The organism is Paraclostridium sp. MRS3W1, assembly GCF_032465715.1.
GTDB lineage: Bacteria > Bacillota > Clostridia > Peptostreptococcales > Peptostreptococcaceae > Paraclostridium > Paraclostridium dentum.
Window position 1 is genome coordinate 1 of record NZ_JAWDJM010000020.1, and the last position, 22,007, is coordinate 22,007.

General features: G+C 30.3%; 18 protein-coding genes. 12 read left to right on the forward strand and 6 right to left on the reverse strand.

Going from position 1 to position 22,007, the window contains the following annotated elements; translation table 11 throughout:
• The coding region (locus RWY47_RS01380) for a ribonuclease H-like domain-containing protein (RefSeq protein ID WP_316030216.1) at positions 1–590 on the reverse strand (590 nt) is incomplete at its 3' end.
• A 77-nt stretch (positions 591–667) separates the two neighbouring features.
• Between RWY47_RS01380 and RWY47_RS01385 the strand changes: the two genes are divergently transcribed.
• Complete coding sequence (locus RWY47_RS01385; protein ID WP_332842067.1) at positions 668–2,710, forward strand: ATP-dependent helicase; 2,043 nt, start codon at positions 668–670, stop codon at positions 2,708–2,710.
• Between the two features lie 43 nt (positions 2,711–2,753).
• On the opposite strand, the gene RWY47_RS01390 is transcribed toward RWY47_RS01385, so the two are convergent.
• Complete coding sequence (locus tag RWY47_RS01390; RefSeq protein ID WP_021428513.1) at positions 2,754–3,749, reverse strand: asparaginase; 996 nt, start codon at positions 3,747–3,749, stop codon at positions 2,754–2,756.
• 488 nt (positions 3,750–4,237) lie between these two features.
• On the opposite strand from RWY47_RS01390, the gene RWY47_RS01395 reads away from it, so the two are divergent.
• On the forward strand, positions 4,238–5,389 hold the full coding sequence (locus RWY47_RS01395; RefSeq protein ID WP_150841934.1) for a cysteine desulfurase family protein: 1,152 nt from the start codon (positions 4,238–4,240) through the stop codon (positions 5,387–5,389).
• A gap of 16 nt (positions 5,390–5,405) precedes the next feature.
• Complete coding sequence (gene thiI / locus RWY47_RS01400; RefSeq protein ID WP_150841935.1) at positions 5,406–6,584, forward strand: tRNA uracil 4-sulfurtransferase ThiI; 1,179 nt, start codon at positions 5,406–5,408, stop codon at positions 6,582–6,584.
• A gap of 41 nt (positions 6,585–6,625) precedes the next feature.
• Here thiI and pflA read toward each other — a convergent pair whose 3' ends face one another.
• The gene (pflA, locus tag RWY47_RS01405) at positions 6,626–7,360 is read right to left on the reverse strand and encodes a pyruvate formate-lyase-activating protein (protein ID WP_021431753.1); all 735 of its coding nucleotides are present in this window, start codon (positions 7,358–7,360) and stop codon (positions 6,626–6,628) included.
• Between the two features lie 259 nt (positions 7,361–7,619).
• Entirely contained in the window at positions 7,620–9,851 is a 2,232-nt protein-coding gene (pflB, locus tag RWY47_RS01410) for a formate C-acetyltransferase (protein WP_025162292.1), read from the reverse strand.
• Between the two features lie 280 nt (positions 9,852–10,131).
• On the opposite strand from pflB, the gene RWY47_RS01415 reads away from it, so the two are divergent.
• Both RWY47_RS01415 and RWY47_RS01420 read left to right on the forward strand, forming a co-directional pair.
• Positions 10,132–11,088: a calcium/sodium antiporter gene (locus RWY47_RS01415; protein WP_021428500.1), complete on the forward strand. Its 957-nt coding sequence runs from the start codon at positions 10,132–10,134 to the stop codon at positions 11,086–11,088.
• Positions 11,089–11,236: 148 nt separating this feature from the next.
• A complete protein-coding gene (locus tag RWY47_RS01420; RefSeq protein WP_021428466.1) occupies positions 11,237–12,829 on the forward strand; it encodes a DEAD/DEAH box helicase in 1,593 nt (530 codons plus the stop codon).
• 56 nt (positions 12,830–12,885) lie between these two features.
• On the opposite strand, the gene RWY47_RS01425 is transcribed toward RWY47_RS01420, so the two are convergent.
• Entirely contained in the window at positions 12,886–14,121 is a 1,236-nt protein-coding gene (locus RWY47_RS01425; RefSeq protein ID WP_207656658.1) for an LL-diaminopimelate aminotransferase, read from the reverse strand.
• Positions 14,122–14,284: 163 nt separating this feature from the next.
• Here RWY47_RS01425 and spoIIAA point away from each other — a divergent pair, with 163 nt between their 5' ends.
• From spoIIAA to spoVAE, 6 genes are all read left to right on the forward strand, one after another.
• Positions 14,285–14,641, forward strand: a complete 357-nt coding sequence (spoIIAA, locus tag RWY47_RS01430) for an anti-sigma F factor antagonist (protein WP_025162289.1) — start codon at positions 14,285–14,287, stop codon at positions 14,639–14,641.
• Positions 14,634–15,068: an anti-sigma F factor gene (gene spoIIAB, locus RWY47_RS01435; protein ID WP_021428483.1), complete on the forward strand. Its 435-nt coding sequence runs from the start codon at positions 14,634–14,636 to the stop codon at positions 15,066–15,068. Before spoIIAA ends, spoIIAB begins: the two co-directional genes overlap by 8 nt.
• A 10-nt stretch (positions 15,069–15,078) precedes the next feature.
• Positions 15,079–15,843, forward strand: a complete 765-nt coding sequence (gene sigF, locus RWY47_RS01440; RefSeq protein WP_021428420.1) for an RNA polymerase sporulation sigma factor SigF — start codon at positions 15,079–15,081, stop codon at positions 15,841–15,843.
• 85 nt (positions 15,844–15,928) lie between these two features.
• Positions 15,929–16,366, forward strand: a complete 438-nt coding sequence (gene spoVAC, locus RWY47_RS01445; RefSeq protein WP_025162288.1) for a stage V sporulation protein AC — start codon at positions 15,929–15,931, stop codon at positions 16,364–16,366.
• Between the two features lie 15 nt (positions 16,367–16,381).
• Positions 16,382–17,395 (forward strand): stage V sporulation protein AD, encoded by a 1,014-nt coding sequence (gene spoVAD / locus RWY47_RS01450; RefSeq protein ID WP_021431761.1) that lies wholly within the window; start codon positions 16,382–16,384, stop codon positions 17,393–17,395.
• An 18-nt stretch (positions 17,396–17,413) separates the two neighbouring features.
• Positions 17,414–17,770, forward strand: coding sequence for a stage V sporulation protein AE (gene spoVAE / locus RWY47_RS01455; protein ID WP_035117046.1), 357 nt, complete (start codon positions 17,414–17,416; stop codon positions 17,768–17,770).
• 43 nt (positions 17,771–17,813) lie between these two features.
• Here the strand turns inward: spoVAE and RWY47_RS01460 are convergent, their stop codons facing one another.
• On the reverse strand, positions 17,814–20,558 hold the full coding sequence (locus RWY47_RS01460) for a transglycosylase domain-containing protein (protein ID WP_224170650.1): 2,745 nt from the start codon (positions 20,556–20,558) through the stop codon (positions 17,814–17,816).
• Between the two features lie 192 nt (positions 20,559–20,750).
• Here RWY47_RS01460 and tyrS point away from each other — a divergent pair, with 192 nt between their 5' ends.
• Complete coding sequence (tyrS, locus tag RWY47_RS01465) at positions 20,751–21,971, forward strand: tyrosine--tRNA ligase (protein WP_021428413.1); 1,221 nt, start codon at positions 20,751–20,753, stop codon at positions 21,969–21,971.
• The last annotated feature ends 36 nt before the right edge of the window (positions 21,972–22,007 follow it).

Here is a 22,007-nt window from a genome sequence, read left to right on the forward strand (position 1 = left end):
ATGTAATCCAAACTTTCATCTATTATGTTTTTTATGTTATATATTTTTCCTAAGTAATAAATATCTTCGTAATTATGTAATAGTATTTTTTCTTTTAAACTAATATCTTTACTAATTACAAAATTTTTATATAACTCAATACTTTCTTTTCCAGATATAGTATCTTCTCGTTGTATGCCCATGTATTTTTCTATTGTTTTTAGTTTACAATCAGATAAAGACAGTTTTTCTTTAAATGGTTTTACAATTCTTAAAATATCAATATCATCACATTTATCTATGGAAAAATCAATGTCATTAGAATTAAACCTTGAGTTTAAAAAAGGGATATCAAAAGATACTCCATTAAATGTTATGTGATGATCAAAAGTTTTTATATCATTAATAAATTTTAAAAGTAAATCTTTTTCTTCTTCTTCAGACTCAGCAAAATATTGTTTAATTATAGTTTTGTTATTTAAATTGTATAAAACCCCTATTAATATTACTTTACAATACTTAGGGCTAAGGCCTGTAGTCTCTATATCGAATACGAAATGATTTTTTGGTATATCAATTAAATTATCTATAGTCTTAGTAATAACTTCCATAGGTTTACTCCTTTTTGTGAATATAGTATATAATATTAATTATAAAATAATATAAAGATAGTTCAAGGTGATAAATGATGATAGATATAAATGGATTAAATAGTAATCAAAAAAACGCAGTAATGCATATAGATGGACCTTGCATGGTTTTAGCTGGTCCAGGTTCAGGTAAGACAAGAGTTATAACGTATAGAATAGTTAATATGGTTTTGAATAATAATATAAATCCTAAAAATATTTTAGCTATTAGTTTTACAAAAGCTTCATCAACAGAAATGAAAAATAGAGCTCTAAGCTTGAGTCAGGATGTTAGATTAAATAAAGTTAGCTATGGGACATTCCATTCAGTTTTCTTTAGAATACTTAGATTTTTTGAAAAGTACGAGCTGGATTGTATATTAGATGAAAAGAATAAAAAATTTGCTATAAGAGGAATCTTAAAAAATTTAAATATAGAAAATGCAGAAGATGATGATACAATCTTAAATGTTATAAATGAAATTTCTTATGTCAAAAACGAGTTAATGGATAAATTAGATTTTGATCCAGAAATACTTTCGAAGGATGAATTTATAAAAGCTTATAATATGTACGAGGATTATAAGGAAAGTATCAAAAAGATAGATTTTGATGATATGCTTATAAAGACTTATCACTTATTACGAAATAATAAAAGAGTGTTAGAAAGAGTCAGAAATGCGTATAGATATATTTTAGTGGATGAATTCCAAGATATAAATAAAGTTCAATTTGAAGTTATAAAGTTAATAGCAAGTCCAAACAACAATATATTTGTTGTAGGTGATGAAGATCAAAGTATATATGGGTTTAGAGGATCGAGACCAGATTTTCTATTAGAGTTTGAAAGATATTTTGAAAATAGCAAGAAATATGTTCTTGATATAAATTATAGATCGAAACAAGGCATAACAGATACTGCAAATAAGCTTATTCAATTTAATGAAAATAGATACGAAAAAGTAATTAAGTGTGATAGAGAAGAAAAGGGAAGTGTAAATTATATAAAAACTGAAGACTCAGAAGAAGAAGCAAAATTTATAGCTAGAGATATAATTAGTAAATGTGAAGATAATTGTGTTAACTATGATGACTTTGCAGTTATATATAGGACAAATATACAGTCTAGAGCACTAGTAGATGTATTTATGGATATGCATATACCATTTGTTGTTAGAGACTCAATTGTAACTATATATGACCATTGGGTTGCGAAAGATTTATTAGCGTATTTAAGACTAGGGATAGAGACAACATTGAGTGAAGATTGGATAAGAATTATTAATAAACCATTTAGATATATATCTAAAGATAGTATAAAGCTTGCAAGTGAGGATAGAGACTTCATAGGTGCATTAATAAATAAGGGCGGATTACATCCAAAACAAGTAAAGACATTAAATGATTTAGAAATAGATTTAAGTTATTTAAAGACATTATCTCCTAAGAATGCAATTTCATATATACGTACTAGTTTAGATTATGATAGATATGTATTAGATTATTGTAGTAATAGGAAGATTAAACCAAATGGGTTAATAGAAATTTTAAATGAACTAGAAAGTTCTTCAAGTAACTTTAAAACTATAAATGAATACTTAGAGCATATAGAAAAGGTTAAATCTGAGATAGTTGAAAATAGAAATAACAAAAACTCAGAGGGAGTAATATTTACGACTATGCATAGTGCAAAGGGATTAGAATTTCCATATGTATATATAATAGGAGTAAATGAAGGAACGATACCTCATGAAAAATCTTATGACATAGAAGATGAAGAAAAACGAAAATCAGCTATAGAGGAAGAAAGAAGATTATTTTATGTAGGAATAACTAGAGCTCAAGATGAACTACATATAAGTTCACCAAAAATGAAATATGGGAAAAAAGTTTTTGCCTCAAGGTTTATTGATAATATAAAGTCTCCAACAAAAGAAGATATAAATGCAATCAAAATTGGGGATAAGATTTTACATAGTAAGTTTGGAGAAGGAAATGTAATAGGGAAAGATGGCAAAATGATAGAGGTTAAATTTAAGGTTGGAGTGAAAGACTTAGATTACTCAATATGCCTAAAAAATGGAATTATAGAGAGAAAATAATAAAACAAGGTTATTCATATGAATAACCTTTTTTATTATTTATTTAATAGTATATTCCTTCTTCAAACATATCTTTTAATTCATTTAGATTATTTGTTTTTCCTAAAGCAACTATAAGCTTTATTCTAGCCTTTTGCCCAGGTAAATCACCAGCAAATATACATCCTAGATTTCTTAAATCCCTACCAGAACCTAAATATCCATAACTATCAAAAACTCTACCAGAATGGCATCTAGATGCTATAACAACTGGTATATCTTTGCTTCTAGCATATTCTACACCTTTTAACATTTCTGGAGGTATATTTCCTCTACCCATAGCTTCTATAACTATACCTTTACATCCTTTATCAGCTGCAAACTTTATAAAAGAATCATCCATACCAACACCTGATTTTATAAGAGCAACATCAGACTCAACTTTATCTACTAAGATTGTTTGTCTATCAACTATATCTCTAGATAATACAAGTTTATCACAGTCAATTATTCCTAAAGGACCACAAGTTAAAGATTTAAAAGTATTTAATGTAAGTGTATTAGTCTTAGTAGCTTCAGATGCTAATAAAACTTCATTACTTAGAACAACTAAAACACCTTTATTATAAGCTTCATCAGAAATAGCAGTACAAACAGCTGCAGCAAGGTTACTTGGACCATCATATCCAAGTTCATCGCTACTTCTCATTGCACCTGTAACTATAACTGGTTTAGGTGTATCTAATGTTAAATCTAGGAAATAGGCAGTTTCTTCTAAACTATCTGTACCATGAGTAACAACAACACCAGAAAATTCGTCTTTTGAAATTATGTCGTTTATATAATTTCTTAAACTAAGCATTTTCTCAGGTGTCATATGAGGTCCTGGAATCTCATCGAAGTTGTATATCTCTATATCAGCAACTTTATCTATGTTAGTTACCATAGACATTATTTGCTCCCCAGATAGAGATGGTATAGCAGCGCCTATTTTTTCATCTACAGTCATGGAAATAGTTCCACCTGTAAATACTATAGCTACTTTTTTCTTGTTTTGCATAGTATCGACCCCCTAAAATTTTTATTATATATATACATTAAATTATACCAAAAAAAGCGAGATAAATGTAGAATTGAGCATAAAAAAAAGAGCTTGGGGAAGCTCTTTTTGCGTTAAACTAACTTCCGTTGTCAGTTTAACATTGGATATAAAGTCTATCCGTTCAAAAGGGGTATTGGGAATAGAGATTTTAATTAAGGTTATCAGGGGGATAACCATGTATACATAATACCAAGATTCGACAGAAAAATCAATAGTTTTGACAAAAAAATTTAAAAAACATTAATTTACGATAAAAATAGATATAAAAAAAGAATAAGAGCAATAGAAGTGTGTAATTATAGCGCTTTGCTATATAAAAAAAGAGAAAATAGTGGTATAATAGTAAAAGTTTCACTAAAATTATATGATAATTTACATAGTTAATTGGGACAATAATATAGAGTATAAATAGTATGATTAAATACAAAGAAAGTTGGTGTATTAGTATGGAAATATACTTAGATAATAGTGCAACAACTAAGCCATATGAAAAAGTAGTAGAAAAAATGGTATATGCACTTACTACAGATTATGCAAATCCTTCAGCTGTACATAAAAAAGGTGTTGAAGTTGAAAAAAATATAAAAAAAATAAGACAAGAAATAGCTAGAAGTATAGGATGTAAAGATAAAGAAATAATATTTACATCAGGAGGAACAGAAGCTAATAATACAATCATAAGAGGTATTGCAAATCTTCACAAAAAGAGAAAAAATCATATAATAACTACAAACATAGAACATCCATCGGTTTTAAGAACAATGGAAGATTTAGAAGAACAAGGATTTGAAGTTACTTATCTAAAAGTAAATGACAAAGGAACAGTAAATATAGATGATGTAAAAAATGCAATAAAAGAGAATACTATATTAATTAGTATGATGCATGTAAATAATGAAATTGGAAGTATACAACCTATAAAAGAAGTGGGTAAGTATCTAAGTACGTTAAAGGAAAAAGTATATTTACATGTAGATGCAGTTCAGTCATTTGCTAAAATCAATTTTAAACCATCTAGATATAACATAGACTTTATGAGTGTTAGTGGACATAAATTACACGGACCAAAAGGTATTGGATTTATGTACGTAAAGGAAAATAACAAAATAAAACCTATGTTAACTGGTGGAGGACAAGAAATAGGTATAAGATCTGGAACTGAAAATGTAGCTGGTATATATGGACTAGGAGAAGCTATAGATATAATAATGTCAGATTTAAATTCAAAAATAGATAAAATAGAAAAACTAAAAGTTTTACTAAAAGATTTTATAGTTGAAAATATAGATGATATTAAAGTGAACTCTCCTGAGGACGGTGTATGTCATATATTAAACATATCATTTAAAGATGTTAAAGGAGAGGTACTACTTCATCATTTAGCACAGCAGGGTGTATTTGTATCTACAGGATCAGCTTGTTCATCAAAGAAAAAGGGAAGCCATGTTTTAAATGCAATAGGGCTTACTCCACAAGAAATTGACGGAGCTATAAGATTTAGCTTATCAGATATGACAACAGAAGAAGAAATAAATGAAGCTTGTGAAATAATAAAAAAATCAGTAGAAGAACTTAGATTTATAATAAGAAGACGATAATTAAGAGGTGATAAATTTGTATAATATAGCTATAGTTAAGTACGGAGAAATCGGTGTAAAAGGAAAAAATAGATATATATTTGAAAATAAATTAATAAAAAATGTGAAAAATATGTTAGCGCATATAGGGAAGTTTAATGTATATAAAGAATATGGAAGAATATATGTTGATTTAGGAGAATATGCAGAAGACTATGAAGAAGTATTAGAAGAAATCAAAAAAGTATTTGGAGTTGTAGGAGTTTGCCCAGGTATAAGAGCAGAAAAAGACTATGATAAATTAAAGCAACTAGCACTACAACTTTTAGAAGAAAAGATAGAAGCAGGTTCAGAATCGTTTAAAGTTACTTCAAGAAGAGGAGATAAGAGTTTAGAATTAACTTCTCAAGAAATGAGTAAAGATATAGCTGGATTTTTAGTTTATAATGTAAAAGATAGAATAAAAGTTGATGTTAGAAACCCAGAGACAACTATACACTGCGAATATAGACAAAATCATGTAATGGTATATAGTGATACAGTTCCAGGGTATGGAGGTCTTCCAGTTGGAACAAATGGTAGAGCGATGTCTTTATTATCTGGAGGAATAGACAGCCCAGTTGCTTCTTGGATGGTTGCAAAAAGAGGAGTAGAAATTGAAGCTATACATTTCCACAGTTATCCATTCACTAGTGAAAAATCGCAAGAAAAAGTAAGGGACTTAGCTCAAATACTAGCAAAATATTGTGGTAAAGTTAGACTTCATAAAGTTAATATATTAGAAATACAAAAGGCAATAGGTGTATCATGTAAAGAAGAAGAAATGACTATAATATCTAGAAGATTTATGATGAAAATAGCTCAAAGAGTAGGAGAAATGAGATTCTGTGATGCATTAGTTACAGGAGAAAGTATAGGACAAGTTGCATCTCAAACTATACAAGGATTAACTTGTACAAATGCTTCTGTATCATTACCTGTATTTAGACCTCTTATAGCAATGGATAAATCAGAGATAATAAAAATAGCTCAAAAAATAGGAACATTTGAAACATCAGTTATACCAGAAGAGGATTGTTGTACAGTATTTTCTCCGAAAAGTCCTGTAACAAAACCTAAATTAGATAGAATAGAGAAATCAGAATCATCTTTAGATGTAGAAAAACTAATACAAGATGCAATCGATAATATGGAAGTTGAAGTATTTGAATTTTAATAAAAAAAGGATCTATACAATTTTGTATAGATCCTTTTTTATTATTTATTATGAGTTATTACACCGAACTCAGCTAGTATTTTAGATGCTTTTTCTATATCTTCGTTAGTAGCATCTGGAACATCTTTTAACTCATATTCGAATCCCATGTTTTCCCATTTATGAACACCTAGAGTATGGTAAGGAAGTAATTCAACTCTATCAACATTTTTTAGAGTTGATATGAATTTACCCATAAGTTCTAAGTTTTCTCTATCATCTGTTATTCCAGGAACAAGAACGTGTCTTATCCAAACCGGTATATTTCTATCACTTAAATGTTTAGCGAATTCTAATGTCTTATCTATGCTAACACCTACTAAATCTTTACATTTTTCAGGTACCATATGCTTTAAATCAAGTAAAACTAAATTTGTATAATCAAGTACTGGATCTATGACATCTATATTTACAAAACCAGATGTATCTAAGCATGTATGAATTTCATTTTCTTGAGCTTTCTTAAATAAATCTTTTAAAAATTCAGGTTGAAGAGTAGCTTCACCACCAGAAACTGTTAAACCTCCTCCAGAGAATTTCATATAAGAAGAGTATTTTTTAACTTGTTCTATTATTTCATCAGTAGTGTATTCAGTTCCACCTTTAACATCCCAAGTATCTCTATTATGACAGTACTTACATCTTAAAGGACAACCTTGCATGAATAATATAAATCTAATTCCAGGGCCATCTACAGTCCCAAATGTTTCTATTGAATGAACTCTACCTTTTACCATTTTATCCACCTCGTTAATTATATATTATACTAATAAAATTTATCATCTAAAATAATTGTATACATTATACTTTCTACCCACTATTATAAAACATTAAACGTATAAAGTCTATTAAATAGTTTTTTTAATTAATGGGAATTTATACTGAATTTATTTACTAGTGCTTAGAAAAAAAGAGTGCAAACTGATGAGGTTTGCACTCTGAATATACTTTGATAATTGATTGTTATAATATGTTTACATTTATACTAAGTTATAATTAGCACATTTTTCCGTGGAATGTTCTGTTTATAACGTCTAATTGTTGCTCTCTAGTTAACTTGATGAAGTTTACAGCGTATCCTGAAACTCTTATAGTTAATTGAGGGTATTTTTCTGGATGCTCCATAGCATCTTCTAAAGTAGCTCTATCAAATACGTTTACGTTTAAGTGATGAGCATTTTGAGCAAAGTATCCATCCATCATTGAAGATAAGTTGTTTACTCTCTCATCCATATCTTTTCCTAAAGCACCTGGTACTATAGAGAAAGTATTAGATATACCATCTTGAGCATGCTCGTATGGTAATTTAGCAACTGATGATAATGATGCTAAAGCACCGCTATTATCTCTTCCGTGCATTGGGTTAGCTCCTGGAGCGAATGGCTCACCAGCTCTTCTTCCGTCAGGAGTGTTACCAGTTTTCTTACCATAAACAACGTTTGAAGTTATAGTAAGTATAGATTGAGTATGATAAGAATTTCTGTAAGTCTTGTTCTTTCTTATCTTGTTCATGAAGCTTTCAACTAATTCAACAGCTATATCGTCAACTCTGTCATCGTTGTTTCCGTATTTAGGGAAATCTCCTTCAACTTCGAAGTCAACAACTATTCCTTCTTCATTTCTTATAGTCTTAACTTTAGCGTATTTTATAGCAGATAATGAGTCAGCACATACTGATAAACCAGCTATACCACAAGCCATAGTTCTGAATACGTCTCTATCATGTAGAGCCATTTCTAATGCTTCATAAGAATACTTATCATGCATGAAATGTATTACGTTTAATGTATTTACATATAAGTTAGCTAACCAATCTGTAAACATATCGAATTTTTGCATAACTTCATCGTACTCTAAATATTCAGAAGTTATAGGCTCAAATCTAGGTCCAACTTGCTTGAATTTCTTCTCATCTACACCACCGTTTATAGCGTATAGTAAAGTTTTAGCTAAGTTAACTCTAGCTCCGAAGAATTGCATTTGCTTACCTATTCTCATTGCAGATACACAACAAGCTATACCGTAGTCATCTCCCCAGTAAGGCTTCATTAAATCATCGTTCTCGTATTGAACAGAACTTGTGTCTATTGATACTTTAGAACAGAAGTTTTTGAATCCTTGAGGTAATTGAGTAGACCATAATACTGTTAAGTTTGGCTCTGGAGATGGTCCAAGAGTATATAAAGTATTTAACATTCTGAATGAGTTTTTAGTTACTAATGTTCTACCATCTAATCCCATACCACCTATAGACTCAGTTACCCAAGTTGGGTCTCCAGAGAATAAATCGTTGTATTCAGGAGTTCTTAAGAATCTAACCATTCTTAACTTCATAACGAAGTGGTCCATTATTTCTTGAGCTTCTTCTTCAGTTAATACACCAGCAGCTAAATCTCTTTCGAAGTATATGTCTAAGAAAGATGATACTCTACCTAAAGACATTGCAGCTCCGTTTTGATCTTTAACAGCTCCTAAGTATCCGAAGTATGTCCATTGAACAGCTTCTTTTGCGTTAGTAGCAGGTTGAGCTATGTCGAATCCGTAAGATGCAGCCATTCTCTTTAATGCTTCTAATGCTTTTATTTGATCAGATAATTCTTCTCTTAATCTTATAACTTCTTCATCTATACATCTAACTTCTAAAGAAGCTTTTTGATCTAATTTATCTTGTATTAATTTATCAACACCGTATAGAGCAACTCTTCTGTAGTCACCTATTATTCTACCTCTACCGTAAGCATCTGGTAAACCAGTTATTATACCAGCACTTCTAGCAGCTCTCATGTCAGGAGTATAAGCATCGAATACACCTTGGTTATGAGTTTTTCTGTATTTAGTGAATATTTCACTTATTTCTGGATTTAATTTGTATCCGTAAGCTTCACAAGAAGTTTCAACCATTCTTATTCCACCGAAAGGCATTGCAGCTCTCTTTAAAGGAGCGTCAGTTTGAACACCTACTACTGTTTCTAAATCCTTGTCTATATAACCAGGACCGTAAGCATCTATTAAAGATACAGTATCAGTATCTACGTCTAATGTTCCACCATTGTCTCTTTCTTTTTTGAAAAGATCCATAGCTTCATTCCATAATTTTTTAGTGTTCTCAGTTGCTCCAGCTAAGAAAGAATCATCTCCCTCATATGGTTTGTAGTTTAATTGTATGAACTCTCTTACGTTTATTTCTTTAGTCCATCTACCAGTTTTGAATCCTTGCCATGCATTCATGTTGATAGCCTCCTTAAGTTTATATGTGTTGAGTATATTTATTTTATAAAATCTAGCTAGATATTTTTTAAACAATATAATCATAACATAGAATTAGTATTTTGTATACAGAATTTTGCACTATCTTTTCTTTTTTGATAGATTTTTCTGTTATTTTCTTATATTCATTTAATACCCGGTTAAAATATCGAATAAACATAAATTTTAAGAATAATTTAAAAATTTTTTATACATATAGAATTAAGCTGATTGAATATCTATTTAATAAGGGGGGGATATAATGATATTTACAATAGGACTATTTTTAATAGGGTTTATACTTATAACAAAGGGTGCGGATATATTTATAGACTCTACTATATCTGTAGGGAAAAAAACTAATATACCTGAAATTGTTTTAGGAGCAACTATAGTTAGTTTAGCAACTACATTTCCTGAATTGACAGTGTCAGTATGTGCATCAATAAAAGGTCATACTACAATGAGTTTAGGAAATGCAGTAGGTTCTATAATTTGTAATACGGGATTAGCGCTTGGATTAGTTGCAATTATAAGACCTTTTAAAGTAGATAAAAAAGTATTTAATTCAAAAGCTACATTATTAATCATATCTATAATCATTTTAATTGTATTAGGTTTGGATAAAGTTATAGACAGAAAAGATGCTATGGCTCTCATGGGAATGTTAGTTATTTATATGATTAACAATTATAAGAGTATACCCAAAACTAAAATGAGATCAGTATCAGACACGAGTACGAGGAAAGAGATAAAATCAATTAACGTGTTGAAAATAGGATTTTTATTTATAGCTGGGATAATTATGATGATAATAGGTTCTAGACTATTAGTTGATAATGGAATAATAATAGCTAAATATATAGGAGTTCCACAAGGGGTTATAAGTTTAACTGTAATTGCATTAGGTACTTCACTTCCTGAGTTAGTATCTTGTTTAACTGCTATAAAAAAGAAGCATAATGCTATATCTGTAGGCAATATATTGGGGGCTAATATTTTAAATATAGTTTCAGTAATATCTATATCATCTTTTATAAATGATACGCCAATACTTAAACAAACATCAATTATAGATTTTCCATTTATGATAGTATTAGTTTTAATTTTAACAGTTCCTACAATTATAAAGGAAAAAATTTATCGACTTCAAGGAGTCTTAATGCTACTTACATATTTACTATATTTATTTGTTCTATATTTTACATATATAAAATAAAAAAATAGAGGGTTATATAATACCCTCTATTTTGCTTTAAATTGAATACGATATTTACTATTAGGATAAAATATTAATTGCATAATATTTAAAAAAAATATATAATTGATAAAGTTAATATAAATTGATAACGGAAAGGAAACAATATATGAATATAGTTAAATTCGATGATTTACCAATAAATGAGAACATAAAAAAAGCTGTATTAGAAATGGGATTCGAGGAACCATCTCCAATACAAGCTCAAGCAATACCAAAAATAATTACTGGAGTAGATATTATAGGTCAAGCACAAACAGGTACGGGGAAAACAGCAGCATTTAGTATACCTATATTAGATATGGTAGACCCAGAGGACAAGAGTCTACAAGCGGTAGTTTTATGTCCAACAAGAGAATTAGCAATACAAGTTTCAAGTGAAATAAGAAAAATAGGTAAGTACATGCACGGGATAAAAACTTTACCTGTATATGGAGGACAACCTATAGACAGACAAATAAAGTCTCTTAAGAGTGGTGTTCAAATCGTTATAGGAACTCCAGGTCGTATAATAGACCATATAAATCGTAAGACTTTAAAATTAGATAAAGTAAAAATGGTTATATTAGATGAAGCGGATGAAATGCTAGATATGGGATTCAGAGAAGATATCGAGATGATTTTAAATGAAACTCCTGAAAACAGACAAACGACTTTCTTCTCAGCTACTATGCCTAAGGGTATATTAGATTTAACAAAGAGATTCCAAAAGAATCCTGAGCACGTAAGAATAGTTAGAAAAGAACTTACAGTTCCTAATATAAAACAATATTATATAGAAACTAAAGCTGCTAATAAGTTAGAAGTATTATGTAGATTAGTAGATGTATACAACCCTAAATTATCAGTAGTATTTTGTAACACGAAAAGAGGTGCTGATGAATTAGTTAGTGATTTACAAGCAAGAGGGTATTTTGCAGATGCACTACATGGAGATTTAAAGCAAACTCAAAGAGATATAGTAATGGATAAGTTCAGAAATGGAACTATAGATATATTAGTTGCTACAGATGTTGCTGCTAGAGGAATAGATGTTGACGATGTAGAAGCTGTATTTAACTATGATTTACCACAAGATGAAGAGTACTATGTACACAGAATCGGAAGAACAGGTAGAGCTGGTAGAAATGGAGTATCATTCACTTTTGTTTTCGGAAAAGCAATGAGAAAGATGAAAGATATAGAAAGATATACTAAATCTAAATTAGAAAAACATAGCATACCTTCAATATCAGATGTTGAAGAGAAGAAAGTAAGTTTATTCTTTGATCAAGTAAAATCTACTATAGAAGAAGGTCATTTAACAAAGCAAGTACAATGGTTAGAGAACTTCTGCAAAGAAGAAGACTATGATACTTTAGATATAGCTGCTGCGTTAGTTAAATTAGCGCTAGGTGATGAAGCAAAAGAAGAAATAATAGAAGAAAGTCATAGTACAGGTGCTGAGTCTGGAATGACTAGATTATTTATCAATATAGGTAGAAAACAAAAAGTTCAAGCTAAAGACATCGTTGGGGCTATAGCTGGAGAAGTTGGAATACCAGGTAAATTAGTTGGAACTATAGATATATATGATAAATATACTTTTGTTGAGATACCAAAGAAACACACTAGAAAAGTTCTTGATAAAATGAAGAACATAAAAATAAAAGGAAACAAAGTTAATATAGAAAAAGCAAATAATAAGAGAAAAAGCAAGTAATATATAGATATTAAAAGGGTACCTCAATACTGAGGTACCCTTTAATTATATTCAATTTAGAACTCTAGATTTAAAGATAAAAGTCTTCTTTTAAGTTCATTCATAACATTAATTTCATCAGTTAAAGAATTAGCATCATAGGTAACTGAAAATCTTAAAAAACTTCCACAATCATCCCAAGGAACAGTAGACACTAAAGCATGAGAAAGAATGTAAAGACTTGCTTCTTCGGCGCTATTGAATCTAACTCCATCTTTAATTCCTTTAGGTATTTTAACATAAGAATAAAACCCAGCCTCAGGCTTATTTGTTTTAAATCCAACTTGATTTAAAACATCAACTAGCAAGTCAAATCTTCTTGCATATCTTTCTTTATTTAAATTTATTAAGTTATGATAGTTGTCGAGTGCATAAGCACCTGATTTTTGAATAGCTCTAAATTGACCAGAGTCAGTATGGCCTTTTATAGCACAATATAGTTGCATGGCTTTTTTAGAACCGACAACAAATGCTAACCTCCACCCAGTCATATTAAATGATTTTGAAAGAGAATGAATCTCTATACAGACATCAAGGGCACCATCGACACTCAATATGCTAAGAGGAGTAGCATCTCCATAAGTTAAAGCTCCATATGCTAAATCAGAAACAATCATAATGTCATTTTCTTTTGCAAACTTAACTGCATACTCATAAAATTCTTTTGTTGCGATTTGACCAGTAGGGTTATTTGGGTAATTTAAATATAAAAGTTTTGATCTTTTCTTTATATCTTCAGGTATGCTGTCTAAATCTGGATAAAAATTATTTTCGGGACATAAAGGAAGCTTATAAATTTCACCACCTAAAAATTTTGAATATGTTCCAAGTACTTGGTACGCAGGAGAGGGCATTAGACATATATCCCCAGGGTTTATGAAACATAGTGGAATCATAGCAAGTACTGGTTTAGAACCTATTCCATGAACTATATTTTCAGGGGTTATATTTTTCAAACCATACAGATTGTTTAAATATCTACAAGCAGCTTCTTGAAATTCAATAATTCCATTGTCTGAGTAAAACCTATTTTCAGGTTTTCCAGCTTCAACACACAATATATCAACAATAGAACTATCAGCCATTTTATCAGGTTCTCCAACTCCCATATCGATAAGTTTTACATCAGGAAATTTAGATTTAACCTCTTTTGTTATTTTTTTTATTTTCTCGAATTTATAGAGTTTATCATTGCTTTCAAAAAATGATGAACCACCAAGTCGGGCAGAAACTTTGTTGTCAATAAAATCCATTATTATTCCTCCAAAACTAATTTAGTATAATATATAATATTTTAATAAATAGTTTTTTGATACAATAAAACAAAACTATTTAAATTTCGTTGAAGGATAATAATCTGATTTATAGAATTGAATAAAAAGTATCATTTTTAAATTCGATAGGAGGGGGAAGCTAATGATAAATTTTTCTTTAGACAATAAAAACTTAAAAGTTGAGTTTTTAAGTAAAGAATTGGACCATCATATTGCAAATGAAGTAAGAGAAGAGATTGATTATGTTATACAAGATAAGCAAATCAAAAATATAGTTTTTGATTTTAAAAATATGAATTTTATGGATTCTTCAGGTATTGGAGTAGTTATTGGTAGATACAAAAAAATATCTAGTGAGGGTGGAAAAGTAGCTGTAATTAATTTAAATTCAAGAGTAAAAAAGGTTTTTGATTTATCTGGAATGAATAAGATAATACAAATTCACGACACTTATGAAGATGCTGTAAGTTCTTTTTTAGGAGGCGTTGCAAATGAATAATATAGTGGAAGTAAAATTTTCAGCAAGATCAGAAAATGAAAGTTTTGCAAGAGTAATAGTTGCATCATTTGCAGCTAAGTTAGATCCTACATTAGATGAAATTGCAGATATAAAAACTGCGGTATCTGAAGCTGTAACTAATTCAATAATACATGGATATGATGAAGATGAAACTAAATTTGTTAATATAAGATGTGAAATAGAAGATAGAGAAATAACTATCACAGTAGAAGACACTGGAAATGGTATAGAAGATTTAGATATGGCCATGCAGCCATTGTATACATCGAAACCTGAATTAGAAAGATCTGGTATGGGATTTACCGTTATGGAAAGTTTCATGGATAAAGTAACTGTTTCTTCTAAAAAGGGCGAGGGAACTAAAGTTATTATGAAAAAGAAAATAGATTCATCTAATATAGAATAGAGGTTTTGTTATGGGGATAACTGCCAATAAAGAAGAAAGAAAGGGATTGCTTAGTCATGAGGAGACTTTAAGATTAATACAACTTGTACAAAATGGGGATGAAGAAGCAAAAGAAATACTTATAGAGAGTAATTTAGGGTTAGTTAGAAGTGTTGTATCTAAATTTTTAAATATAGGGTATGAAAGAGATGATTTATTTCAATTAGGGTCAATAGGACTTATAAAATCAATTTATAAATTTGATCCTAAATTTAATGTTAAATTCTCTACATATGCAGTACCTATGATTTTAGGAGAAATAAAAAGATATTTAAGAGATGATGGAATGATAAAAGTCTCAAGATCTTTAAAACAAGTAGCAATAAAAGCTAAAACGCAGACTGAAGTTCTGACTAAAAAATTAGGAAGAGAACCGACTATAGAGGAACTAGCAAAAGTTGTAGGAGTAGATAAAGAAGAATTAGTTATGGCATTAGAATCAAATTTCTCTGTGGAATATTTACATGGAGTAATACATGAAGAAGAAGGAGCACCTATATGTCTAATTGATAAAATAAGTCTAAAAGGTGAAGATGAAGAAGATAAAGTTATAGATAATCTTTTATTAAAAGAGGTATTGGGAAAATTAGATAAAAGAGAAAGACAGATTATAATGCTTAGGTACTTTGAAGATAAGACTCAAAGTGAAATAGGAGAACTTTTAAATATATCTCAAGTGCAAGTTTCTAGAATAGAGAAAAAAGTATTATCAAAACTAAAGACTTATATAGGATAAAAATAAACCCTTAAATTAAGGGTTTATTTTTTTTGTTTTGTTAAATAATAACAATATATAGCTTGATTAAATAGGAGGTAAGAATATGGATAAAAATTACAAAGAATATGTTGATAAAATAAGTCCTAAACCTACATATGCAAAAAATTATATATTAGCATTTATCGTAGGTGGAATAATTTGTGTAATTGGACAGGCTATAAATGATGTTTATATGAATTTTGGACTAGATAAATTGAAAGCAGCTGGAGCAACATCTATGACTTTAATTTTTGTAGGTGCATTTTTAACAGGATTAGGAGTTTATGACTTAATTGGAAAAAGGGCAGGTGCTGGATCTATTATTCCAATAACTGGATTTGCAAATTCTATAGTATCACCCGCTATGGAGTACAAAAGAGAAGGCTATGTAATGGGTGTTGGAGCAAATTTATTTAAGATTGCAGGGCCTGTTTTAGTTTATGGGATAGGTTCATCTGTGTTATGTGGGTTAATATACTACATAATAAAATTTGTCATATAGAAAGGAGATATATAGGTGGCTAGAAATAGGATAGGAAAAAGGACTATTAAATTAGAGAATGGACCAACTATAATATCTACATCATCAATAGTGGGGCCTAAAGAAGCGAATGGGCCTCTTAAAGAATATTTTGATATGAAGCTAGACGATGATTTATTTGGAGAAAAAAGTTGGGAATTTGCAGAAAGCAAGATGGTTCAAACAGTTATAGAAAACGCTATAAAAAATGGAAATAAGTCTGTAGATGATATAGATTATATGATTGCTGGGGATTTACTAAATCAGCTTTTATCAACATCATTTGCAGCTAGGGAAGTAAACATACCATTTTTAGGAGTTTATGGAGCATGTTCTACAATGGCGCTGTCTTTATCATTAGGGTCTATGTTAGTTGATGGAGGATTTGCTGATTTAGTAGTTGCAGCGACATCAAGTCATTACTGTACGGCAGAAAGACAATTTAGATTTCCACTAGAATTAGGAAATCAAAAACCTATGACGGCACAATGGACAGTTACAGGATCTGGTTGCTCTTTGATATCTAGTAATGGAGAAGGACCAAAGGTTAAGTATATAACAATAGGAAAGGTAATTGATAAAGGTATAAGTGATGCAAACAACATGGGTGCAGCTATGGCTCCAGCTGCTATAGACACGATATACTCTTACTTTGTAGATACAAAAGATGATCCAAATAGTTTTGACATGATTGCAACAGGTGATTTAGGTAAACTAGGTATGCAAATAACTATAGACTTATTAAAAGAAAAAGGATTAGATATATCTAAAGTTTATACTGATTGTGGAGTAGAAATTTTTAATTTAGATGATCAAGATGTTCATTGTGGTGGAAGTGGATGTGGATGTTCAGCATCTGTTTTCAATGGATATATTTATAAAATGTTAAAATCTAAAAAATTTAATAAGGTTATGTTAGTTTCAACAGGGGCATTATTATCACCTACAAGTACATTGCAAAAAGAGAGCATACCTAGTGTAGCTCATGCTGTAGTTATAGAAAATGAATAGGAGGTGTAAGAAGTGCTTATAGAGTATCTTAAAGTATTTTTAGTAGGCGGAACTATATGTTTAATTGCTCAGATATTAATGGACTACTTTAAATTACAAACACCATATGTAATGGTTACTTATGTAACAAGTGGAGTAATATTAAGCTTTTTAGGTGTATATCAGCCTATTGTAGAGTTTGGAGGTTCTGGAGCAACTGTTCCTATAATAGGGTTTGGATATTCTTTATATAATGGAGTTGTTAAAGCAATAGAACAAGATGGATTTATGGGTATTTTTACAGGTGGTATAACTGCAACTGCAGGAGGAATAACAGCAGCTATATTTTTTGGATATATAATGGCAGTTGTATTTACCCCAAAGGCTAAGCCATAAAATAAAAAGAACTATATGAGAATTAACTCATATAGTTCTTTTTTTATGCAGCTGGTTTTGCTGCTGTATTAGGTTTCTGAGTGGTTTGAGTAGGTGAAGTTTGATTATTACCTTGAGGTGGAGTAGGAGTTACTTCATTACCACCACCTGTTGTTCCTCCACCGGCACCTGTATCTGGATTAGGGCCAGTGCCGCCACCTGTATTTCCACCGCCAGTTCCTGGGTTAGTTCCAGTACCTGGATTATTATTTTCGTTACCACCAGTATTGTTGCCATTATTTCCATTATCTCCAGGATTAGGGTTTTCTGGAGTTGGATTTTCTGGAGAAGGAGTTTCCGTTTCAGGTTTATTTTCTTCTTCTGCAGGAGGCGCTGTAGTCTCTGGTGGCGGAGTATAAGAAGAATGAGTAGTAGGTATGTGTCCTTTTATGAAAGCAGCCATACCAGAGTTATAAGCTCCTTTAGGAACTATACTACCATTCAATAAGTTTATATTATAAAATTCTATATTACTAGCCTTTTTAAAATCAATTGGATCAAGTCCGTCATGCACTTTACCCATTACTTTAGACCATAATTTAGCAGAAGTTGAACTTCCGTGGGCAACACCTCTACGAGGTATAGTTTCTTTTGTAGTTGGATCAATTCTATAATCATCACCTATATAAGTTGCACCTACATAATAAGGTGTGTATCCAACAAACCAAGCGTCTTTGTTATCATTAGTTGTACCAGTTTTACCAGCTACAGGCATATCACTAAATTTAGCAGTTTTACCTATACCTTCTGTAATAACAGCTTTAAGCATATCTGTAAGAACATATGCAACTTCGGGGTCTACAACTTTATGTTCTTCTGGAGTATTTTGTATTAACACTTGACCATCTGAAGATTCAACTGTTGTAAATGTTATAGGTTCAACATAAGTTCCACCGTTAGCTAAAGTTCCATAAGCAGCAGCCATATCAAGTGGAGAAGCTCCTTTTGTCATACCACCTAGAGTAAGAGCAGGGAATGTTCTATCTCTGCCACCAGGACCATCTTTTAAATCAGATAATCCGAAGTTTTTTAGGTAATCAAGCATAACTTCAACACTTTCATTATAAGTTGAACCAAGTTGTTCAGCTACTTTTATTGCTATTGTATTTGATGAATAAGCTAAAGCTTTACGCATTGTCATATCACCAGATCCAGATGTCGTAGTTTTAGGGTCCCATTTACTATTTTCCTTAAATTTATATCCTCCACGAGCATCACTAAATGTGTCTGCTTGATTCATTCCGTTATCAATGGCTGGAGTATAAACTGATAATGGTTTTATAGTAGAACCAGGTTGATGTGGTTCAGTAGCTCTATTTAAAACTTTTCTAGCTTTAATTTCTCTACCACCAATTAATGCTTTTATTTTACCAGTTCTATAATCTAAAACTACCATAGCAGCCTGAGGTTGAGGAATTTTATCTGGACCAAAAAAGTCAGTACCTGGGAAGTTATTTCTATTATTAAATTCAGTTTCTAAATCGCTTTGCATATTTTTATCTATAGTAGTACGTATTTTTAGACCACCATTAAAGTACAATGTATTAGCTTCAGTTTCAGTATATCCTTGAGTTATAAGACTATTTATAACATCAGTTTCTATAAGGTCTTCAACTGACGAAGCTGGCTTTTTAGATGGTTTAGGTAATTGTATATTTATTTGCTCTGCAACAGCTTTGTCATGTTCTTCTTGAGTTAAGTAACCAAGTTCTAACATTTTCATTAAAACTGTTTCTTGTCTTTTCTTAGCATTAGGGTTTAACTCTACTTTTCTGCAAACCATATTACCTTTTTTTAATTCTCTAAAAGTATCATCATCAGGGATAAGACCCCAGTCATAAAGTTTATTAACCATATCTGATTCTACTTTAGTAGGTTCATCAAAACCATCACTCTTTAAATAGAATTTTAATTTTCCTTTTAACTCATCTTTAGTTTCATTACCTGTTAATTTTGCAGTGTTATAAGCTGCATATTTATTAGGATTTTGAGTTATACCGACAATCATAGCTGATTCCGCAACTGAAAGATCTTTAGCATGTTTATTAAAGTATGCATTTGCAGCAGCTTCAACACCTATAGCACCTCTTCCAAAGTATGCACTATTTAAATAAAGTTCTAAAACTTCATTCTTGTTAAGAGTCTTATCCATCTCTAAAGCATAGTAAATATCTTTAATTTTACGGACTACAGACACTTCACTAGAAGTAAGTAAGTTTTTAGAAACCTGCATATCTATAGTACTTCCTCCAGGAGAAGAAGATGTAAATATATTTATAAGAGTGGCTTTAGCAAGCCCTTTAAAATCTACACCATTATGATCATAAAATCTTTCATCTTCTATAGATACAAGTGCATGTTGAAGATGAGCTGGCATATCTTTTATAGATATAGGAATCTTTTTATTATCTGTCGGAGGATTTCCCATTAAAGATCCATCACTATATAAAAGTTCTGTAACTGTATTAACTTTTTTATCAAGAGCAGCTTTTGTAACAGGCTCTACGTCTTTTAAGGCTACAAATACTAGTGCAGTTGAAACTGCAACTCCTAATACCAACATAACTAAAAGTGTAACACCTACAGTTCTAAATATTTTAAACTTATCCTTTTTTGAAGATTTAGAAATACTTTTAGTTTTTTGACTACTGTTTTTAGTTGATTTCCTCGACGAGGCAGTAGGTTTAGTACTAGAGGAGCTAACTTTTTTTCTACGTATTTTGTTTTTGTCATTGTTATCATTTCCCATGAAATTAACCTCCTTACTATAAGAATATATTATATCATATATGCGAATAATTTTGTATTTTATAGATAAAAATGAATATTATGTAATTAATTAGTCGTGGTGTTAGTTGGCTATTTGAATTTAACATTTAACTATGATACAATATTAATTATTTTTAACTAAGTATAAAAAAAATATGTGTGAGGTGTACATATGATTGAAATAAATGAGCAATTGAAGATAATTAAAAAAGGTGCAGCTGAAATAATCTCTGAAGAAGATATTGTTAAAAAGCTAGAGAAATCTGCCAAAGAAAATAAGCCATTAACAATAAAATTAGGATTAGATCCTTCTGCGCCAGATATTCACTTAGGACACACTGTTGTTTTAAGAAAAATGAAAGCATTCCAAGATTTAGGACATCAAGTAGTTATAATAATAGGTGATGCAACAGGTATGATAGGAGATCCAACTGGAAAGTCAGCAGTTAGAAAGCAACTATCTCATGAACAAGTTTTAGAAAATGCAAGAACATATCAAGAACAAATATTTAAAATATTAGATAGAGAAAAAACAATAGTAAAATTCAATAGCGAGTGGTTACAAACTATGAATTTCATGGATGTTGCTAACTTAGCATCTAAGTATACTGTTGCGAGAATGTTAGAAAGAGATGATTTCAAGAAAAGATTTGCCTCTAATCAATCTATATCAATACATGAATTTTTCTACCCATTAATGCAAGGATATGATTCAGTAGCAATAAAAGCTGATATAGAAATGGGAGGAACGGACCAAAAGTTTAATATATTAATGGGACGAACTCTTCAAAAAGAGTATGATCAAGAGCCTCAAATTGCTTTATTAATGCCTATAATAGAAGGTACTGATGGAGTTAAGAAGATGAGTAAATCATTAGGTAATTATATTGGTATAAGCGAAGCTCCTAATGATATGTATGGAAAAACAATGTCTATTCCAGATGAATTAATAATAAGATATTTTGAGTTAGTTACAGATGAACATCCTGACTCAATAGAAGCTATGAAGTCTGATATAGAACAAGATAAAGTAAATCCAAGAGACTTAAAAATGAAATTAGCTAAAGAAGTTGTAAAACTATACCATGGAGAAGAGAAAGCATTAGAAGCAGAGCAATATTTTAAATCTGTATTCCAAAAAAAGAATATTCCAGATGATATAGCTGAAATGGAAGTTTCTATAGAAGAGTGTGAAGAAGGTTTATTCTTTATACCAAAGATAGTTACAGGATTAAAACTTTCTCCATCTACAAGTGAAGCTAGAAGATTATTAAAGCAAGGTGGAATAAAGCTTAATGGTGAAAAAGTTGAAAATGACAAAATAGCTTTAGAAACTGGAGATATAATCCAAGTAGGAAAAAGAAAATTTGCAAAAATAATAATTAACAAGTAATTATAAGCCCTCCTTACATAATATAGTAAGGGGGGC

Coding starts and splice junctions, on each gene's coding strand:
- RWY47_RS01385 (WP_332842067.1), top strand. CDS start 668: ATGATAGATATAAATGGATTAAATAGTAATCAAAAAAACGCAGTAATG.
- tyrS (WP_021428413.1), top strand. CDS start 20,751: ATGATTGAAATAAATGAGCAATTGAAGATAATTAAAAAAGGTGCAGCT.
- RWY47_RS01420 (WP_021428466.1), top strand. CDS start 11,237: ATGAATATAGTTAAATTCGATGATTTACCAATAAATGAGAACATAAAA.
- spoIIAA (WP_025162289.1), top strand. CDS start 14,285: ATGATAAATTTTTCTTTAGACAATAAAAACTTAAAAGTTGAGTTTTTA.
- RWY47_RS01425 (WP_207656658.1), bottom strand. CDS start 14,121: ATGGATTTTATTGACAACAAAGTTTCTGCCCGACTTGGTGGTTCATCA.
- spoIIAB (WP_021428483.1), top strand. CDS start 14,634: ATGAATAATATAGTGGAAGTAAAATTTTCAGCAAGATCAGAAAATGAA.
- RWY47_RS01390 (WP_021428513.1), bottom strand. CDS start 3,749: ATGCAAAACAAGAAAAAAGTAGCTATAGTATTTACAGGTGGAACTATT.
- RWY47_RS01415 (WP_021428500.1), top strand. CDS start 10,132: ATGATATTTACAATAGGACTATTTTTAATAGGGTTTATACTTATAACA.
- spoVAC (WP_025162288.1), top strand. CDS start 15,929: ATGGATAAAAATTACAAAGAATATGTTGATAAAATAAGTCCTAAACCT.
- RWY47_RS01395 (WP_150841934.1), top strand. CDS start 4,238: ATGGAAATATACTTAGATAATAGTGCAACAACTAAGCCATATGAAAAA.
- sigF (WP_021428420.1), top strand. CDS start 15,079: ATGGGGATAACTGCCAATAAAGAAGAAAGAAAGGGATTGCTTAGTCAT.
- RWY47_RS01460 (WP_224170650.1), bottom strand. CDS start 20,558: ATGGGAAATGATAACAATGACAAAAACAAAATACGTAGAAAAAAAGTT.
- pflA (WP_021431753.1), bottom strand. CDS start 7,360: ATGGTAAAAGGTAGAGTTCATTCAATAGAAACATTTGGGACTGTAGAT.
- pflB (WP_025162292.1), bottom strand. CDS start 9,851: ATGAATGCATGGCAAGGATTCAAAACTGGTAGATGGACTAAAGAAATA.